At 67.4% G+C, this 17504-nt stretch carries 16 protein-coding genes; 10 read left to right on the top strand and 6 right to left on the bottom strand.

Annotated features, from left to right (window positions below):
* The first annotated feature begins 8 nt into the window (after positions 1–8).
* Positions 9–866, top strand: coding sequence for an LLM class flavin-dependent oxidoreductase (locus A5692_RS05700; RefSeq protein WP_068053183.1), 858 nt, complete (start codon positions 9–11; stop codon positions 864–866).
* A 169-nt stretch (positions 867–1035) separates the two neighbouring features.
* Here the strand turns inward: A5692_RS05700 and A5692_RS05695 are convergent, their stop codons facing one another.
* Entirely contained in the window at positions 1036–2319 is a 1284-nt protein-coding gene (locus A5692_RS05695; protein ID WP_156765941.1) for a CdaR family transcriptional regulator, read from the bottom strand.
* A gap of 10 nt (positions 2320–2329) precedes the next feature.
* Here A5692_RS05695 and A5692_RS05690 point away from each other — a divergent pair, with 10 nt between their 5' ends.
* The 6 genes from A5692_RS05690 (at position 2330) to A5692_RS05665 (ending at position 10127) form a co-directional block, all read left to right on the top strand.
* Complete coding sequence (locus tag A5692_RS05690; protein WP_082962386.1) at positions 2330–3157, top strand: alpha/beta hydrolase; 828 nt, start codon at positions 2330–2332, stop codon at positions 3155–3157.
* 37 nt (positions 3158–3194) lie between these two features.
* On the top strand, positions 3195–4808 hold the full coding sequence (mdlC, locus tag A5692_RS05685; protein WP_068053176.1) for a benzoylformate decarboxylase: 1614 nt from the start codon (positions 3195–3197) through the stop codon (positions 4806–4808).
* 10 nt (positions 4809–4818) lie between these two features.
* Positions 4819–6648, top strand: a complete 1830-nt coding sequence (locus tag A5692_RS05680; protein WP_369830264.1) for an FAD-binding oxidoreductase — start codon at positions 4819–4821, stop codon at positions 6646–6648.
* A gap of 218 nt (positions 6649–6866) precedes the next feature.
* Positions 6867–7580 (top strand): alpha/beta hydrolase fold domain-containing protein, encoded by a 714-nt coding sequence (locus tag A5692_RS05675; RefSeq protein ID WP_197514369.1) that lies wholly within the window; start codon positions 6867–6869, stop codon positions 7578–7580.
* Positions 7581–7586: 6 nt separating this feature from the next.
* Complete coding sequence (locus A5692_RS05670; RefSeq protein WP_068053170.1) at positions 7587–8888, top strand: cytochrome P450; 1302 nt, start codon at positions 7587–7589, stop codon at positions 8886–8888.
* A gap of 207 nt (positions 8889–9095) precedes the next feature.
* Positions 9096–10127: an Rv2578c family radical SAM protein gene (locus tag A5692_RS05665; protein WP_068053167.1), complete on the top strand. Its 1032-nt coding sequence runs from the start codon at positions 9096–9098 to the stop codon at positions 10125–10127.
* Position 10128: 1 nt separating this feature from the next.
* On the opposite strand, the gene A5692_RS05660 is transcribed toward A5692_RS05665, so the two are convergent.
* Together A5692_RS05660 and A5692_RS05655 are read right to left on the bottom strand one after the other, a co-directional pair.
* Positions 10129–11724, bottom strand: a complete 1596-nt coding sequence (locus tag A5692_RS05660; protein WP_068053164.1) for a metallophosphoesterase family protein — start codon at positions 11722–11724, stop codon at positions 10129–10131.
* Between the two features lie 46 nt (positions 11725–11770).
* Positions 11771–12616: a patatin-like phospholipase family protein gene (locus A5692_RS05655; RefSeq protein ID WP_068053160.1), complete on the bottom strand. Its 846-nt coding sequence runs from the start codon at positions 12614–12616 to the stop codon at positions 11771–11773.
* A gap of 63 nt (positions 12617–12679) precedes the next feature.
* On the opposite strand from A5692_RS05655, the gene A5692_RS05650 reads away from it, so the two are divergent.
* Complete coding sequence (locus tag A5692_RS05650; RefSeq protein WP_068053156.1) at positions 12680–13123, top strand: hypothetical protein; 444 nt, start codon at positions 12680–12682, stop codon at positions 13121–13123.
* Between the two features lie 51 nt (positions 13124–13174).
* On the opposite strand, the gene A5692_RS05645 is transcribed toward A5692_RS05650, so the two are convergent.
* Positions 13175–14779 (bottom strand): MFS transporter, encoded by a 1605-nt coding sequence (locus A5692_RS05645; protein WP_068053152.1) that lies wholly within the window; start codon positions 14777–14779, stop codon positions 13175–13177.
* A 191-nt stretch (positions 14780–14970) separates the two neighbouring features.
* Positions 14971–15504: a helix-turn-helix domain-containing protein gene (locus tag A5692_RS05640; RefSeq protein WP_068053150.1), complete on the bottom strand. Its 534-nt coding sequence runs from the start codon at positions 15502–15504 to the stop codon at positions 14971–14973.
* 75 nt (positions 15505–15579) lie between these two features.
* Between A5692_RS05640 and A5692_RS05635 the strand changes: the two genes are divergently transcribed.
* Both A5692_RS05635 and A5692_RS05630 read left to right on the top strand, forming a co-directional pair.
* Positions 15580–16377, top strand: a complete 798-nt coding sequence (locus A5692_RS05635) for an aldolase (RefSeq protein WP_068053147.1) — start codon at positions 15580–15582, stop codon at positions 16375–16377.
* Positions 16378–16409: 32 nt separating this feature from the next.
* A complete protein-coding gene (locus tag A5692_RS05630) occupies positions 16410–17279 on the top strand; it encodes a dihydrodipicolinate synthase family protein (protein WP_068053144.1) in 870 nt (289 codons plus the stop codon).
* Here A5692_RS05630 and A5692_RS05625 read toward each other — a convergent pair.
* On the bottom strand, positions 17276–17504 hold a 229-nt coding region (locus A5692_RS05625), incomplete at its 5' end, for a neutral zinc metallopeptidase (protein ID WP_197514368.1). The two genes, A5692_RS05630 and A5692_RS05625, sit on opposite strands and share 4 nt — an antisense overlap.

Below are 17504 nucleotides of genomic sequence, written 5' to 3'. Positions count from 1 at the left end.
AGGACGCAATGCAACTCGGAATCGGATTGCCGAGCCACATCGCCCATGTGCCCGGGTCGTTGACGGTGCCTTGGGCCCGCCGGGCGGAACAACGGGGATTCGCCAACCTGGCCTCGATCGACCGGCTGGTCTACGAGAGCCTCGATTCGATCGTTGCGCTGTCCCTGGCCGCGGGCGCGACCTGTGAAATCGGTTTGATCACAAACGTTTTGCTGGCGCCCCTCTACCCGGCCGCGCTGCTCGCCAAGCAGCTCGCCACCATCGCGGACGTCTCCGGCAACCGGCTGATCGTGGGTCTGGGTGTGGGTAACCGGACCGACGACTATGTGGCGGCTGGCGTGGACTTCCGTCGGCGGGGGCGCGTTCTGGACGAGACGGTGGGATTGTTGGGCGACGCATGGCGCGCCACGCCGGTCACCGGTGACCGGGCGCTGTGCCCACGGCCGCTGCAGATCCCCATCCTATTCGGCGGAAGGTCGGAGGCGACCCTGCGCCGCGTCGCGACCGTGGGCGATGGCTGGTCGGCCGGCGCCCTGCGCGACTACGAAAACCAAGCACGATTCGCCGACCGGGTACGCGACGCGTGGCGGGAGGCGGGCCGGGCGGCTCAACCGCGGCTACACGCCAGCGTGAACTTCGCGTTCGGCGGCGCGGAGGCCGTCCGACTCGGCCGCGCGCACCTGCAGGACTACTACGGATTCAAACCGGACTACGCGGCGCTGAACGTCGCCGACATGCTGACCACGCCGCAGGACGCGGCGGCCACCGTGCGCGCCTACCGCGACCTCGGTTTCGACGGGCTGGTGTTCCATCCCTGCGTCGCCGGCATCGATCAGGTGGATCGTCTTGCCGACGCCGTTCTCTGAACGGCCGCTGCACGAGAGGAGTTTGCGCAGGGCTTGGCGAGCTCATGGAGCGTTGTTCGAATAGCTCGTGCCCCGGGACCGCGGAGGCAGTCGGGAGCTGCCCAAACAATTTTCAGGGCGCTTGGCGCTTTGGGACCAGGCGTCGTCCAGATCGCGCGCGGTCTCGCTTCTAGGTGCGTGCAGCTTCCAGTGCCACTGCGACTTGGGCCAGCCAGAAATTGTCGGCCAGCGGTCGTCCGGTGAGTTCGGCGAATCGGCGCAATCGGTAGTTGATGGTGTTGCGGTGACAGTGCAGTTCGTCGGCGGTGGCCGAGACGGACTGGCCGCGCTGTAGCCAGGTGTCGACGGTGGTGAGGAGTGGTTCGCGCCGTTCGGCTGGCAACTCGAGTACCGGTCCCAGTGTGGTTGTCACTACGGATGCGGCGGCGTCTGGCGAGCTGGCGAGCAAGACCGCGATGACGTCGCGGTTGTAGCGAGTAATCGGGCGACTGTTCGACGAGGCTGACATAGCGACTTGAGCTTGAGCGCGGGCTTTTGAGCAGTCGGCGACGTCGGTGAAGGGGCTGCTGAGGCCAATCATGATGGGGATGTCTGTGCAGATGGTGGCGGCGATGGTGTCCAGGGCGTCCGCGCGGTTCCGTCGAAGCGATACGACCCCCAATTGCGAATGAGACGTGAGACGAAACCACGAGTCCTGAACAGCGGGGTGCGCCGAGATCAGCGTCTCGATGTCGGGAGGCGAATGCTCCACCGAAGGCTCAGCGCTGGTTGCCGAGATGATCGTGAGCTGGCCCGTCCGCGGGAGACCGAGGGCGGCGACCGCGTCCCAGAACGCTGCCCCGATGCTGGATTCGTTGAACAGCACCGTATCCAGCAGGGCGGCGCGAACTTGTTCGTTGCGTCGGGCGTTGCGGATGTCGATTTCGCGGAAAACCGCGTGCGCGCGAAGCGAATTGGCGTTCATCCAGGCGAAGATGGACGGTGTCGCCGCGATGAGGGCTTCCTTTTCGATTTCCCCTGTGTCCGCCAGGCGTGCGAGCTCGTCCCAGATGGTCGCCGCGCCGAGGCGGTAGGCGTGCAACAGACTGGACTGCGTCAGACCTTGGCTGGCGCGGTGATGAATGGCGGAATCGAAGCTGTGGTGGCCGGGGTCAGTGCCTCGGTCGATCCATTCGAGCATCTCGTCGAGGTACTCGGCGATGTTGCCCCTGACGGTCTCGCCGTTGTCGTCGTCGATGGGCAAATAGTCGGGTACCTCAGCGCGCAGCCGGGCGAGGACCTTGGTCACGATTGCGCCCGACTGTTGTCGCACGCGATTGGTGAGCACGGTCAGCGGTCGTTGCTGCAACATGTAGCGGATCGTAAATCGCCGAGCCCCGTTGTGCCCCGGCACAGGTTTCGTGATCGTAAATCTGGGCTGCTGTTCATTGTCCACTTCACACAGAACGATCACGCTTCTTGCTGTGAGCGCCCCCTCTGATCAGACCATCGTTTTGATCCACGGCCTGTGGATGACACCCCTGGCATGGGAGGACTGGGTCGCGCGTTACCGCGCTCGCGGTTTCTCGGTCCTGACACCGGGCTACCCGGGCGTAGCCCCCGGCCCGGCCGGAGTCGCCGCGCTGCGCGAGAACCCCGCACCCTTGGCGGACCTCGGGGTGCGGGAGGTCTTCGACCATCTCGCCGAGATCATCGAGGAACTCGCCGAGCCGCCGATATTGATGGGCCATTCCTTCGGCGGCACCTTCGTGCAGCTCCTGCTCGATGCCGGTTACGGGCGGGCCGGGGTGTCGATCGACGGTGCCGCTGTCAAAGGCATTAAAGCGCTGCCGTTCTCGGAGGTACGGGCTACATTCCCGGTATTGAGAAATCCCGCCAACCTGCACCGCGCGGTGCCCATCACAGCCGAGCAATTCCATTACGCGTTCACCAACACACTCACCGAAGCTGACTCTGCGAGGGCATATGAGCGGTACGCGGTTCCGGTACCGGCGCGCATCTTGTTCCAGGGCGGCCTGGCCAACGTCACGCCCCACGCGGCCACCACCTACAACTTCGCCAACGACGACCGCGCGCCGCTGCTGTTCATCGCCGGCGGCCACGACCACATCCTGCCGCCCGCGGTGCAGCACGAGAATTACACGAAAAACGTCGAACACTCGGCCGCGATCACCGCCTACAAGCTCTTCCCTGAGCGAGACCACTTCACTTGCGGCGCACCGGGATGGGAAGAAGTCGCCGACTTCGCCTTGAACTGGGCGCTTAGCCCCGTGCCCGGGGAACTCGACTGACTCCTTTCACAACTTCGAACGAAAGCAACGGCCACCCATGACCACAGTGCGCGACGCCATCCTCGACCTGTTCCGCTCACACAATCTGACTACCTGGTTCGGCAACCCCGGCTCCTCGGAATTGGCTCTGCTGCAAGACTTTCCCGACGACTTCCGCTACTTTCTGGGCCTGCAGGAGATGATCCCGGTCGGAATGGCCGACGCCTACGCGCAAGTCACCCGCCGTCCCGCCGTGGTCAACCTGCACACCGCCCCTGGCATGGGTAATGCGCAAGGCCAGATCTACAACGCCTACGTCAACAAGACGCCACTGATCATCACCGCGGGCAACCAGCGCCGCAACATGCAGAACCAGTACTGCCTGCTGACCAACCACGAACCGACCACCACGCCCAAGCCTTTCGTGAAATGGGCTGCCGAGCCGGCGATCGCCAGCGAGTCCCCGGCCGTGCTGGCGCGGGCGATCCACCTGGCCACCACCCCGCCGATGGGACCGGTTTTCGTCTCGCTGCCGATGGACGACATGCCGATCGAACTGACCGGCGACCAGCTCGCCGACATCGCGGTGGTGCGCGATCGCACCGTGACCCACGCAACGGGTTTTCCGACCGAACTGGCCGAGCAGGTCGGTGCACATCTCGACGCCGCCACGTCGCCGGCGATCATTGTCGGCGGCGACATCGACCGCTACGACGCCTATGACGCGGTGATCGAGCTGGCCGAGCGCACCGAATCGCCGGTATTCACCGCACCATTGACCGGCTGGAGCGGTTTCCCGGAGAATCACCGGCTCTATCACGGCGCACTGCCCCCAGGTGCGGGCTGGATCTCCGGGCTTCTCGCGGGCCACGACCTGATCCTCACGATCGGGACACCGGTGTTCCGCTATTACCCGTTGGTGCCCGGGCCGTACCTGCCGAGCGGCGCACGCTTGATTCAGATCACCAACGATCCCGACGAGGCCGCCCGCGCCCCCGTCGGTGACGCGATCGTCGCGGACATTCGCGCCGCCACCCGGGCCCTGGCGGCGGCGGTCAAACCCACCCGGCGCTCCGCGCCCGCGCCACGCGCCGCAGCCCCGGAACGGGTATCGGAGCAGGTGCCGCTCAAGCCCGCGGATCTGTGGACCGCCGTCGCTCACGCCGCACCCGCGGACACCCTGTGGGTCAGCGAAGCGGGCAGCAACGAGATCGTCATGACCGAAAGCATCCGCCCGGGCAATCCGCGATCACATCTGTCGGCCGCCGGTGGCGGACTCGGCTGGGGGCTGCCGGCATCGGTCGGTGCTCAAATCGCGGCACCCGACCGACCGGTCGTGTCGTTGATGGGCGACGGCTCCATCCACTACGCGATCACCGCGCTGTGGAGCGCGGCACGCTACAACATCCCGCTCACCATTGTCGTGGCCTCCAACGCCGAGTACGGCGTGGTCAAAGAGTTCGGCGTCTGGGAGAAGACCCCGAACGTCCCGGGGCTCGACATCCCCGGCCTCGACATCGTCGGAACCGCGGCCAGCTACGGCGTCGACGCCCACGAAGCACACAGCTCTGACGAGGTATTCGAGTTGGTCCAAGCGGGCATTGCCGACCGCGACCGGCCCACCCTGATCAACGCCCGCACGACACCCGTGCCCGCAGGCTTCGGCAGCTAGGAGACATTTGGTGGATGACACGATCATTTCGGCGTTCGCCGCGGCGCTTCATGGCCGCGACGCGGTGGCCGCCGACGAGGCCACCCTGGCCGAACACACCAAAGACTATTGGGGTTTTGGCCGACAGCCTGGTCTTGTGTTGCGCCCGCGCAGTCGCGACGACGTCGTCGCCGCAGTCAAAGTTGCTGCTGAACATCACGTTTCGTTGGTCACGCGCGCCGGCGCATCGAACTGCAGCGCCGGAGTCATGGCCGGCGCGGACCGCGTGGTGATCGATCTGACACGGATGAATCAGATCCTCGACATCAACCCGGCAGCTCGCACGGCTCGTGTCCAGCCCGGTGTCATCAACTTCGTTCTGCAGCAGCAGCTAGCCCCACACAAACTGGTGTTCTCGCCCGACCCGGTATCGGCGCATCTGGCGAGCGTCGGCGGCAACATCATCGAAAACGCCGGTGGGCCACACGCTCTCAAGTACGGCGTTACCTACAACCACGTCCTCAGCGTCGAAGCGGTTCTGGCTGATGGCACCGTGATCAACCTCAGCGCGGCCGACGACGGCCCGGATCTGCTCGGTGTGCTGATCGGGTCGGAAGGTACCCTTGCGATCCTCACGGAGGCGACCGTCGCGTTGCGCCCCATTGCGCCGGTCACTCGCAGCCTGATGGGCAGCTTCAACACCGCCCGGGAGGCAGCCGAAACCATCTCTGCGATCATCCGGACCGGGACCGTGCCCGCAGCGGTCGAATGGCTCGACCGAGCGGGCATCAACGGCCTGCAGCAGTTCACCGACACCGGCTATCCCACCGACGCCGACGCGATCGTGCTCATCGACGTCGACGGGACCGCCGCCGAGGTCGACCGCGACGGCGCGATCGTAGAAAAGGTTTTGCGACAACACGCCACCGAGGTGCGCCGCGCCGATGACGACGACGCCCGCGCCAAGCTCTGGTACGGACGCCTGCACGCCCCAGACGCCGTCGTGCACAGCGGCAAGGGCTTCTTCATCGGCGACGTCACCGTTCCGCGCCAACACATTCCGGAGATGCAGCAGGCAATCCAGGACGCCGCCAAACGACACTCGGACGCTCTGCTGTTCATCGCTGTGACCGGACATGCCGGAGACGGGGACCTACACCCGACCACCTTCTACGACAAGGAGAACCCCGACGCGCCCGCGGCTTTGGAGGCCGCCAACAACGAAATCATCGAAGCGGCATTGAAGCTGGATGGCACGATCACCGGCGAGCACGGGGTCGGCACCGAGAAAATCCAATTCATGACCAAACGCTTCACCCCGGTCGAGATCGCCGCTCAACGCATCCTCAAGCAGGTCTTCGATCCCGCGCACACGTTCAACCCCGGCATCATGCTGCCCGAACCGTCACCGGAAGAACCCCCGCTGCCTGCGTTCGACGCCGCCGTGCGCGCGGCACTCGAGGGCCATCCGAACTCCGCGACACACGCCGACGGCGACGACAGCACGGTAGAGGTCAACACCGGCAACTTGAACCTGGTGGTCGGCGCCGCGGTCACCCTCGGCGACCTGTCGCGCAAACTCCACGAGCAAGGTGTGACCTGCCCGGCCATCCCAACGGAGGGCCTCGACCGCACCGTCGGCGAACTGATCGCCAACGCTACCGGCGAGGAACGTCTAGAGGTGCGCCACGGACTGCTCGGCGTCGAGGTCGTCGTCCCCGACGGCGCCGCCGCGGCCCGCTTCGGCGGCCAGAACATGAAAGACGTCGCGGGCTACGACATCAAACGGCTATTCATCGGCGGCGGAAACGCATTCGGGACGATCACCAGCGCTGCCTTCAAGATTGCGGTCGCACGGTGACGCTGCTCGTGAGCTGACCCAGACTGATGTCCTGGCAGATGCATGCCATCGCTACCTACGGGCGACTCGTCCGTCGACCTCGCACCTATGCCACTGCGCGAAGCGCGCGCGCTTATCTCAATCGGCCCAAAAAAAGCGGCGGACCACCCTCTTGGATCGCGACGTCAGCTCGTTACCATCTGACCAGTGCCACCGTGGGCGGGTTCGGTTGTTACACCGTGCAATCGGCGAGCGGTACGCCGATTCCTGCCCGCGGTCCGTCGGTGGTCTACGTCCACGGGGGCGCCTACGTCAACCAGATCGCGCCCGCGCACTGGAGACTCGTCTGCGCGATCGCCGACGCGACCCGGCGCCCTGTGCACGTCCCCTTCTACGGACTCGCGCCGCAGCACCGTGCCGAAGAAGCGATCGACTTCCTCGGGCACGTGATCGGCCGAGCCGTGCATGACGGGCCCACCTATCTGGCCGGTGACTCCTCCGGCGCGGGCCTGGCGCTCGCCGCTACCCAGGCGACCATCAGCGCCGGAGCCACCCCGCCGCTCGGGCTCACCCTGATCAGTCCGTGGCTCGACATCGCACTGACCAATCCCGCCATCCCAACCCTCGCCACGCGCGACCCCTGGCTCGCGGCTGCCGGCCTGCGCGAGTGCGGCCGCGTATGGGCCGGACACTTCCCGGCGGACGACTACCGGGTCAGCCCCATCTTCGGTGCGCTGCACAATCTTCCACCCATCGACCTCTACGTCGGCGACCGCGACATCTTCGTCGCCGACTGCCGTCGGTTGCGGGACAGCATCGGCACCGGCCGCATTGCCTACCACGAGCAGCCCGGGGCGATTCACGTCTACCCGCTGCTGCCCGTTCCGGAAGCCAAGCCCGCACGCCGTTCACTGCTCAGCTACATCGACGCCGCCCTCAGCATCGTTAAGTGAGGAAATTTGACGAGTCGCACGCTCACCCTCCCGCACACCACCACGCTGGAGGGGCTGCGCTTCACCACCCTGGTGGCGCTGCCCAATGTGGCCGAGGGCCTCTTCGGCCGCCGACCCGCGGTAACCGCTGCGCTCAACCGAGCCGGTGTCGCCCGCAGCGCACACCGGCTGCTCACCGCGCTGCACCGGCGCTACGGTGACGGACCGATCTGGGTGAAGGCGGGAAGCAAGCCCACGCTGCTCGTCTTCGGCCCGGATCAGATCCGTTTCGTACTCTCCCACGCGCCAGAGCCTTTCGCGTCCGACCCCGAGCCCAAACTCTCCGGAATGAACAAATTCCAGCCGCACGCCCTGACCATCTCACGAGGCGACCATTGGTCCGACCGCCGCCGATTCACCGAGGCTGTCCTGGCGCAAGCCGCCGGTAGCGGCGCGGTCGCCCACCGCTGCGACACCGTCGCGGACCAGGAAGCCCTAGCCATGCCCGACAACGTTGACTGGCGACGGTTTCACAGCGTGATACAGCGAATCGCGCGCCGAATCATTCTCGGCGACAATGCAGCTGACGACCAAAAAATATCGGTGCAACTCGTGACGCTGATGGCCAAAGCCAACCCGCCCGGCAGGGGAGACCCCGAGCTTTTCGACACCTTCCTGACCGCGCTGAGCCGCTACGTTCAAGCCGCGGACGCACACAGCCTGGTCGGACAATTCGCCGCGGCGCCCGCCTCCGACATCACGTACCCGACCCATCAAGTCATCCACTGGATGTTCGCGATGGGTGACACCCTGGCCATCAATCTCTGGCGTTGTCTAGCGCTGCTGGCCACACACCCCGAGATTCTCCTCAACGCGCAGAACGCAATCGACGAACACAGTGCCCACGACTACCTCGCGGGCTGCCTATCCGAAGCGATGCGCCTCTGGCCCAGCACTCCCGTCTTGGCGCGAACCCTCACCGGGCCCACCGAGTGGGACGGCGAGATCGTGCCCGCGGGAACACAAGTCATGATCGTCAACAGCTTCAACCACCGCGACACCAGCCGTTTCCCCGGGGCCGATCAGTTCAATCCCACAGCGTGGACCCAAGGGGCCGCCCAATCGTCGTGGTCATTCAACTTCTTCAGTCACGGCCCGCAAGCATGCCCGGGCGCCGACCTTGCGCTGCGAATCGGCGTCGCCGTATTGACGGCCGTACTCGGCGAGCGCAGCCCGGCGGCGACCGGTGCCAATCTGGACCCACACCGTCCGCTGCCACTCACGCTCGACCACTCGCGTGTCGGCATTCAATTGAGACGCCGCCACTGAAACACAGGCACCGCTGAGACTCGTCGGCCATTCTCAACGTCTTCGGGGTGCGGCCATCGGCGGTGGTATCAAACTGACGGTACTGTGACGGGCTCGCCTCATTCACGTTGAGCCAAACCCCCGAAGCCGGCGATCGAGATGCCCGGTCGCATCTGACTCGACCCCAGAAGCTTGACTCGATGTCGAACTGATGTTCGAATAGAGGTCATGCGCTGGGCGGACCAGGCCGTCGCGGTCAACGGGGAGCCGGTCGAGGACGGAGCGTTGCCGGGGCTGCAGCGCATCGGCCTCGTCCGCAGTGTGCGCGCCCCGCAGTTCGAGGGGATCACCTTCCACGAGGTGCTGTGCAAGTCCGCGCTCAACAAGGTGCCGGGCGCTTCCGCGCTACCTTTCCGGTACACCGTCAACGGCTATCGCGGTTGCTCGCACGCGTGCCGCTACTGCTTCGCCCGGCCCACCCACGAATACCTGGACTTCAACTGCGGCAACGACTTCGACAGCCAGGTCGTGGTCAAGACCAACGTCGTCGAGGTGCTGCGCCGCGAGCTGCGCCGGCCGTCGTGGCGGCGCGAGACCGTCGCGCTGGGCACCAACACCGATCCCTACCAGCGGGCCGAGGGGCGCTACGCGCTGATGCCGGGCATCATCTGCGCCCTGGCCGAATCCGGCACGCCGCTGTCGATACTGACCAAGGGCACGCTGCTGCGGCGCGACCTGCCCCTGATCGCCGATGCGGCGCAACGGGTTCCGCTTTCGGTCGCGGTGTCGCTGGCCGTCGGTGACGCGGCCCTGCATCGGGACGTCGAGCCCGGCACGCCCACGCCGCAGGCGCGGCTGGGCTTGATCACCGCCATCCGCGAGGCCGGCCTGGACTGCCACGTGATGGTGGCGCCGGTGCTGCCGTATCTGACCGACTCCATCGAGCATCTCGATGGCCTGCTGGGCCAGATCGCGGCGGCCGGTGCGACCGGTGTCACCGTCTTCGGCCTGCACCTGCGCGGCTCGACCCGGGGCTGGTTCATGGCCTGGCTGTGCCGCTCACATCCCGAGCTGGTGGGCCGCTACCGCGAGCTGTACCGGCGCGGGGCCTACCTGCCGCCCGGCTACCGCGAGATGCTGCGGGGGCGGGCGGCGCCGCTTATCGCGAAATACCGGCTGGACGGCGAGCACCGCTCGTTCCGCCAGCCCGTCGCGGCGATCCAGGCGGAGCCGGAACCCCTTCAGCCGACGCTGTTTTGATTCAGGCCGGCTTGTCCCGGCGCGGCTTGGTCAGCGTGAACCGGTCCACCACGGTCACTTCGCCGAACGGCCCGCTCAGCGCGTAATGGGTGGCCTTGATCGAGGTGTCGCCGCCGGGTTGGCCCGGGTCCACGTCGAACGCCGCGAAGCCCCAGGGGTTGTCGCGGTCACGGAAGGCGGACCACGGTGCGTCCTCCAGCACGTAGATCGGTGCTTTGCGCCCCAGCGCGGGGTCGAATGCGCCGACTCCGGTCAACACGCGGCAGCGCGGCTCGGCGAAGAAGAAGCCGTTGGTGGGCGCGGACGTGCCGCCGCCGCCGATGACGACGTGCACCGTCCCCTTGGTGGGGTCGATGACGTCGGTGCGGGTGTCCACCGGTATCGGCGTTCGGGTGTCGGTCTGCTGCGTGCCGCGCAACGGGTGCGACCGCTCGTAATGGTGTTCGTGGCCGCACACCACGAGGTCGACCTGGTGCTGGTCGAACAGCGGAAGCCACTCCTGGCGGATCCCCAGGTCGGCCCCGTTGGCGGGCGTGTCGGCGGTGGAGATCGCCGTCTGGTGCATGCACACGACGATCCAGTCGATGTCCGGGTCGCGCCGGGCGGAGGCGAGTTCGTCTGCCAGCCAACGCTTTTGCTCTCCGCCCGAGTAGCCGTGCACGTAGAAGTTGCCGCCGTCCTGGAACGCCACGTCGTCGTTGTTCAGGCTGATCACCCGCACCGAGCCGGCGGTGAACGAATACCACAGCCCGCGCGTTTCGGGGCTCGATCCCGAGTCGGGCACCGCGAAATACGTCTGATAGGCGGCGTAACCGACTGGACCGTTGCCCAATTCGTTCTCGTGATTGCCCGCCGCCGGCATCCACGGCCGGTAGCGCGCCGATCGGGTGTTGTTCTCGAACCACGCCGACCAGGTGCGGATCCGGTCCTGCGCGAGGTTGGCGTAGCACAGGTCGCCGTTGACCAGGTTGAACAGGGGCGCCATGCGTTCGATCGCCAGGGTGGTGTCGGCGGACGCGGGCGAACCGATGTTGTCCGTGCCGTAGATGCCGTCGGGCATCCGCTCCAGTGTCGGCGTGGACTGGTCGCCGAAGCTGGTGAAGCGGAAGGGTTTACGCCCCGACGGCGCGGTGCGGAAGGTGCCCATCTCGGGCTCCGCGCCGTCGTGCACCGCGGCGTACACGTAGTCGGTGTCCGGGGTCAGGTCCCTCAGGCGGGCGTGGTTGACGCGGACCTCGGTGTTGGACTTGGCATCGCGGTAGGTGCGGGTTTCGGCCGCCACGGTGCGGCCGAGGCCCGACGTCGGCGTGCCGAGCATGACGCGCGGGTTGCGGACCGCGTCGACGGTGTGCCAGGACACCACGGCCTCGGTGCCGGCGTGCCGGCCGAATTGCAGGTGCAGCCCGGTCACCGGCGGCGCACCGTTGCGGCTGGGCTGATACCAGAGCGCGGGCGCGCTCGGGTGCGACCACACCAGGGTGGCCCCGCCGCCGACGCCCGCGCCGAGGGCGGCCGAGACCGCGCTGGTCGTCAACAACCTGCGGCGGCTGATGCCGAGGGCCGGATCGTTGCCTCGGGGGGCGGGGTCGTCGGCCACCCCTGCTTCATACCCGAAGGCGGTGAACGCCGCGGAACGGTGGCCGCTAGTGGCGGTGCGGCTCGAACAGTCCGGCCTGGCCGGTGGGCGGCGGCCGCGCGGCCAGCCACTCGCGGGTAGCCGCGTGCGACCGCTCGATGAGCGTTGCGCCGTGCGAGAAGTCTGTGCCCGACGTGGCGACCGGGCACAGCGGCCTGATGACACGCAGGTCGACCACTGGCTCGAAGCGCTCGACATCGACGGCCAGGCGATGGTTCACGGCCAGGGTCAGGGCATGCAACGCCATGTTGACCGCCGTCTTCGGTGACGCCGTCAGCGCGCAGGAGTACCCGGTCGGCAACACCCAGACCCTGTCGGCGCCCAACGCGACGGCATGCGACACCGGCGTGTTGTTCACGACGCCACCGTCCATCAGGTCGCGCCCGTCGACCCGCACCGGTGGGAAGACGCCCGGGATGGCGGCGCTGGCCGCGATCGCGTCCACGGCGTCTCCCGACGACAGCAGGACGTCGCCGCCGGAGATCACGTCGGTGGCCACCACGTGCAGCGGGATCGGTGCATCCTCGAGCCGGGCGAATTCCAGCTTGTCGGCCAGCAGCCGTCGCAACCCGATGCTGGGGACCAGGTGCGACCGAGGGGCCAGCATGCCCATCACCCCGGCTATCGGGTGGGCCGGGAAGATGTCTTTCCGCGCCAGCGACGTCCACAGCTCGGCCAGCGCGAGAATCCCCGCACGATCGGGCCGCGAGGCGATCCATCCGCCGTTGAGCGCGCCCACCGACGTCCCGACGATCAGGTCGGGCCGTTCCCCCTCGTCGGCCAGGGCCAGCAGCATCCCGACGTGAATGGCGCCGAGGCTGGCCCCGCCGGACAACACGAAGGCCGTGGGCACAGATGCATAGTAAGGAGCTCTATTCGTGCGTAGTGCCGTAACGAATTGGGTAGCGTTTTCGATATGACGAACGTGCGAATAGTGACCACGGGGGTCGCGGCGGCGACGTTTGCGGCCGCCGCAGCGGTGGCCGTCACGCCCGCGACCTCATCGGCGGACCCGGCAGGCCACCAGGTGACCTACACCATCACCGCCACCGGCAACCTCACCGGCAACGTCCGCTACATGAACACCGATCCGCCCAGCCAGGCGGCGTTCAACGCCAACTCCTCGCAGTACCTCAACAGCGTGCAGACGGCGTTCGCCGCGAATCAGCCGCTGGTCTACAACACGACGCTGAACGACCCGAATCAGTGGGCGTTCGTCAACGCGAGCGGCGGCTGCCACTGGCCGGACTGCGATTCGTCGAACACGCCGCAGATCCAGTGCCAGATCGCCATCGACGGCCAGGTCGTGGTGACCCAGAGCGCCACCACCGGGGTCACCTGCTCGACGCGACCCTGGTGAGCCGGCCGGCGCGGGTTCGCTGATAGCGAACACCGCGCCGTCGGGCGCGATTCAGTGATGGACGCGCAGCGCGAGGTAGTACTCGTCGCGGCGGGCGTTGTCGACTGTGTAGCCCACCGCCTTCGTCACCCCGTCGTGGTCGGACTCCAGCCAGCGTTCGGTGTGCTGGCGTTCGAATTCGGTCCACGACGGCACGGTGAACCTCTCCAGGACGATGTCGGGGTGTTCGAGGCTGTGGTACAGCCCCCAGCTGTAGCCTCCCGTGCGCAACCGGGAACGCCGCACCGGGCTCATCGCCTCGACGAAGTCCTTGAGGTTCTCGGTCTCCACCCGATAGCGGACGGTCACCAGCACGGGACCGTCGTTCGGGCACGGCTCGAACACGACCGCCGGCGACGGCCAGGCCCGCGAGATGTCGCGGCTGAGCTTCCCGGTTTCCGGCCGCAGCCCGAGCGGGACGACGCTGAGGGCGGCGGCGCCGAGCAACACCGCCGACACGGTCAGGGACACACCCAGCCCTTCCCGGGTGGCGATGACGCCCCACAGATACGAGCCGAGCGCCTGCGACCCCGTGAACACCAGCAGGTACATCGCCAAGCCGCGGGCGCGAACCCAGCGCGGCAAGTGCAGCTGCGCCGCTGCGTTCAACGTCGTCAACGTGATCAGCCAAGTCATCCCCGACAACACCAAGAACGGCGCCGCCGCGGCGAACGGCAGCCAGACCGCCGCGAGCGTCGCGGCGCCGTACGCCGCCGCGCACCCCGCCAGCAGCGTGTTGGGCGACACCTTCTGGCGGAACGGTGCGGGCACCCCCACGGCGAGCAGCGCACCAAAACCGATGGCGCCCAGCGCCATACCGTAGCCGCCGGCTCCCAGGTGCCAGGTGTCGGCGGCGGTCACCGGCAACAGGGCCAGCAGCGCGGAGGCAGGAAAGACGAAAAGGGCTGCGCGCAGCAAGATCCTGCGGAAGATCGGACCGTTGATCGTGTAGCCCAGCCCGGTGAGGATCGCCTGGCCGAGGTGTTCGCGCTCGATGGGCGCGATCTGCTTGGGCCGCCGCCACGCCGCCAAGGCGATGATGATCCCGACGAACGAGATCGCGTTGATCGCGAAGACCGCGGCGGGACCGGCCAACGCCAGGACGACGCCGCCGATGGCGGGTCCGACCACTCGGGCGACGTTCACCGAGACGCTGGCCAAAGTGGCGGCGGCCGTTATCTGCTCGCGCGGGACGACCTCGGGCTGAATCGCCTGCCAGGCCGGAGCGGTCAGCGCCGAGGCCACGCCGATGGCCAGGGTGAACAGCAGCAGCGCCGTCGGAGCGAGACGGCCGAAGTAGGTCACGCCGGCCAACGCCAGCGCCACCAGCACCGCATAGGACTGCAGGAACATCAGCAGGCGTCGCTGGTCGAACACGTCGGCGAGCGCGCCGGCGAACAATGCCAACAGCAGCGTCGGTCCCAGGCTCGCCGTTTGGACCAGTGCCACCACGGTGGCGCTGCTGTGGGCTTCGACCAGGAACCACTGCGCCGCCACACTTTGCATCCAGGTGCCGACGTTGGAGACGAACTGCGCAACGAACAGGGCGCGGAAAACCTGGTTGCGCAACGGCGTCCAGACCGATATCTCCCCGGTGTCGGCGCGCTCGTGCGTCATATCCGACATGCGACCCTTTCGCGTCGTGCGGCGGGGTAGAAGTCTAAGTCACGCACCTGACCCGCGCACGACCTAGCGGTGGCCGTGAGCGCGGCGGAGCCGGGCGAAGCGGGCCGCCGCCATGGGACGAGCGGTGGTCGTGAGCGCGGCGGAGCCGGGCGAAGCGGGCCGCCGCCATGGGACGAGCGGCGTCACCGCCGGGCGCGGGCCGCCGGCTCGTGGGCTACGACGACGACCTCGGCCGGATCGGCACCGACGGAGCGGACCGTGTGGCTGACCGCCGCGTCGAAATATGCGCTGTCGCCGACGCCGAGCGTGATCGTTTGGTCGCCGTAGTCGAGTTCGACGGTGCCGGCGTGCACGAACATGAATTCCTGCCCTCCGTGCTCGGGGTGCGGATCGTCGGCGGGACTCGCAGCCGGGCGAACCACGAACGGCGACATGGACTTTCCCAGCAGCGATGACGCCAGCACCCGATAGCGCTGACCGTCCACCGCGCCAGGCGCCCGGTCGACTGCGATCTTCTCCTGCGCCTCCTCGTCGGAGAACAACCGCCCCACGTCGACGTCGAGCGCCTTGGCCACCTTGAGGGCCACCGCGATCGACGGGGTGCTCCGCCGCCGTTCGATCTTGGACAGGTAGCTCTTGGTCAGCCCGGTCTGTTCGGCGAGCTCCTCGAGGGTCAGGCCGCGCTGGGTGCGGACCGCGCGCAGTAGTGCCGTCACTGACGATGCCTCCCGACGAGCTTCTGAAGAGCGTGCTGATGACACAAAGTGTCCTATCGTGTTACATTGTGTCATATGGCTGGCACGTTCACCGACTCCAAGTCCGCGTTGATGCGTCGCGCCGCCGAGCAATTGACGGCCCTCCAAGCTGAAGCGGCCGTCGACTCCCAGCTGACCGCCCGGCAGAAGCTGGCATTGACCTGTCGCGCGTTGTTCGATGCCGGTCACGACTCAGGCCTGGCCGGACAGATCACCGCACGGGCCGAGGCCGACGGCACCTACTACACCCAGCGGTTGGGCCTCGGGTTCGACGAGATCACCGACGCCAACCTGCTGGTGGTGGACGAGGACCTCAACGTGCTCGACGGTGACGGAATCCCCAACCCCGCCAACCGTTTCCACAGCTGGATCTACCGTGCCCGCCCGGACGTGCACTGCATCGTGCACACCCACCCGTTCCACGTGGCGGCGCTGTCGATGCTGAAGGTGCCGCTGATCGTGTCCCACATGGACACCACGCCGCTCTACGACGATTGCGCCTTCCTCGCCGAATGGCCGGGCGTGCCGGTCGGCAACGAGGAGGGGGAGATCATCACCGCCGCCCTCGGTGACAAGAAGGCGGTGCTACTGGCGCACCACGGCCAGGTGGTCGCCGGCGCCAGCATCGAGGAGGCATGCTCGTTGGCGGTGCTGATCGAGCGCGCCGCCCGGCTGCAGCTGGCCGCCATGGCCGCCGGCACCGTCAAGGAGCTCCCCGAGAAGCTGGCCCGCGAGGCGCACGACTGGACGCTGTCGCCGCAACGCAGCCGCGCCAACTTCGCCTACTACGCCCGCCGGGCCCTGGCCCGTCATCCCGATGCCCTGACCAATTAAGGCCATTCCCAACAAGATTCGAGGATTCGCTCGTGCCCGACATCCACGGCATCATCGCCTACCCGGTCACTCCATTCGTCGATGACGGCATCAACACCGAACGGCTGGCCGCGCTGGTCGATCGGCTCGTCTTCTCCGGCGTCCACGCGATCGCCCCGCTGGGCAGCACCGGTGAACTGGCTTACTTGGACGAACCCGAGTTCGACACCGTCGTCGACACCACGATCGCCACGGTCGCCGGCCGGGTGCCAGTGATCGTCGGCGTGTCGGATGTGACCACCGCCAAGACCATTCGCCGTGCCCGCTACGCGCAGCGGGCCGGCGCCGACGCGGTGATGATCCTGCCGGTGTCCTATTGGAAGCTGCGCGAGCGGGAGATCGTCGCGCACTACCGCAGCGTCGGCGACGCCATCTCGATCCCGATCATGGCCTACAACAACCCGGCAACCAGCGGCGTCGACATGCCCCCCGAGCTGCTGATGCGCATGTTCGAGACCATCGACAACGTCACCATGGTCAAGGAATCCACCGGTGACCTGACCCGCATGCACCGAATCGCCGAACTGTCCGGCGGCCGGCTGCCGTTCTACAACGGCAGCAACCCGCTCGTGCTGGACGCCCTCAAAGCCGGCGCCGCCGGATGGTGCACGGCCGCACCGAATCTGCGGCCCGAGCCGTGCATCGACCTGTACGAGGCTGTGCGCGCGGGTGACCTCGACAAGGCGCAGGCCCGCTACGACGACCTCAAGCCGCTGCTGGAGTTCATCGTCGCCGGGGGACTGGCCACCACGGTGAAGGCCGGCCTGGACCTGCTCGACTTCCCGGTCGGGGACCCGCGCGCGCCGCTGCTGCCGCTCGACGATGACGGCCGCGCCGAGTTGCAGAAACTACTGGCCGGCTAACCCAAACTCGGGGCGGAGAAGGTGTCGCACTGCTTCGGGTCGCCGGTCTGGTAGCCGACGGTGAACCAGTGCTGCCGCTGCTCCGACGAGCCGTGCGTCCACGACTCCGGGTTGACCCGCCCGGTCGCTTCCTTCTGAATCCGGTCGTCGCCCACCGACGCCGCGGCCGACAGGGCGTCTTGGATGTCCTGATCGCTCAAGGGCTGCAGGTACGGGACGCCGGTG

It is taken from the genome of Mycobacterium sp. E342 (assembly GCF_001667665.1).
In the GTDB taxonomy this organism is placed as follows: domain Bacteria; phylum Actinomycetota; class Actinomycetes; order Mycobacteriales; family Mycobacteriaceae; genus Mycobacterium.
Note: the sequence above shows the minus strand (reverse complement) of the source record. Positions and strands in the feature narration are given on the sequence as shown.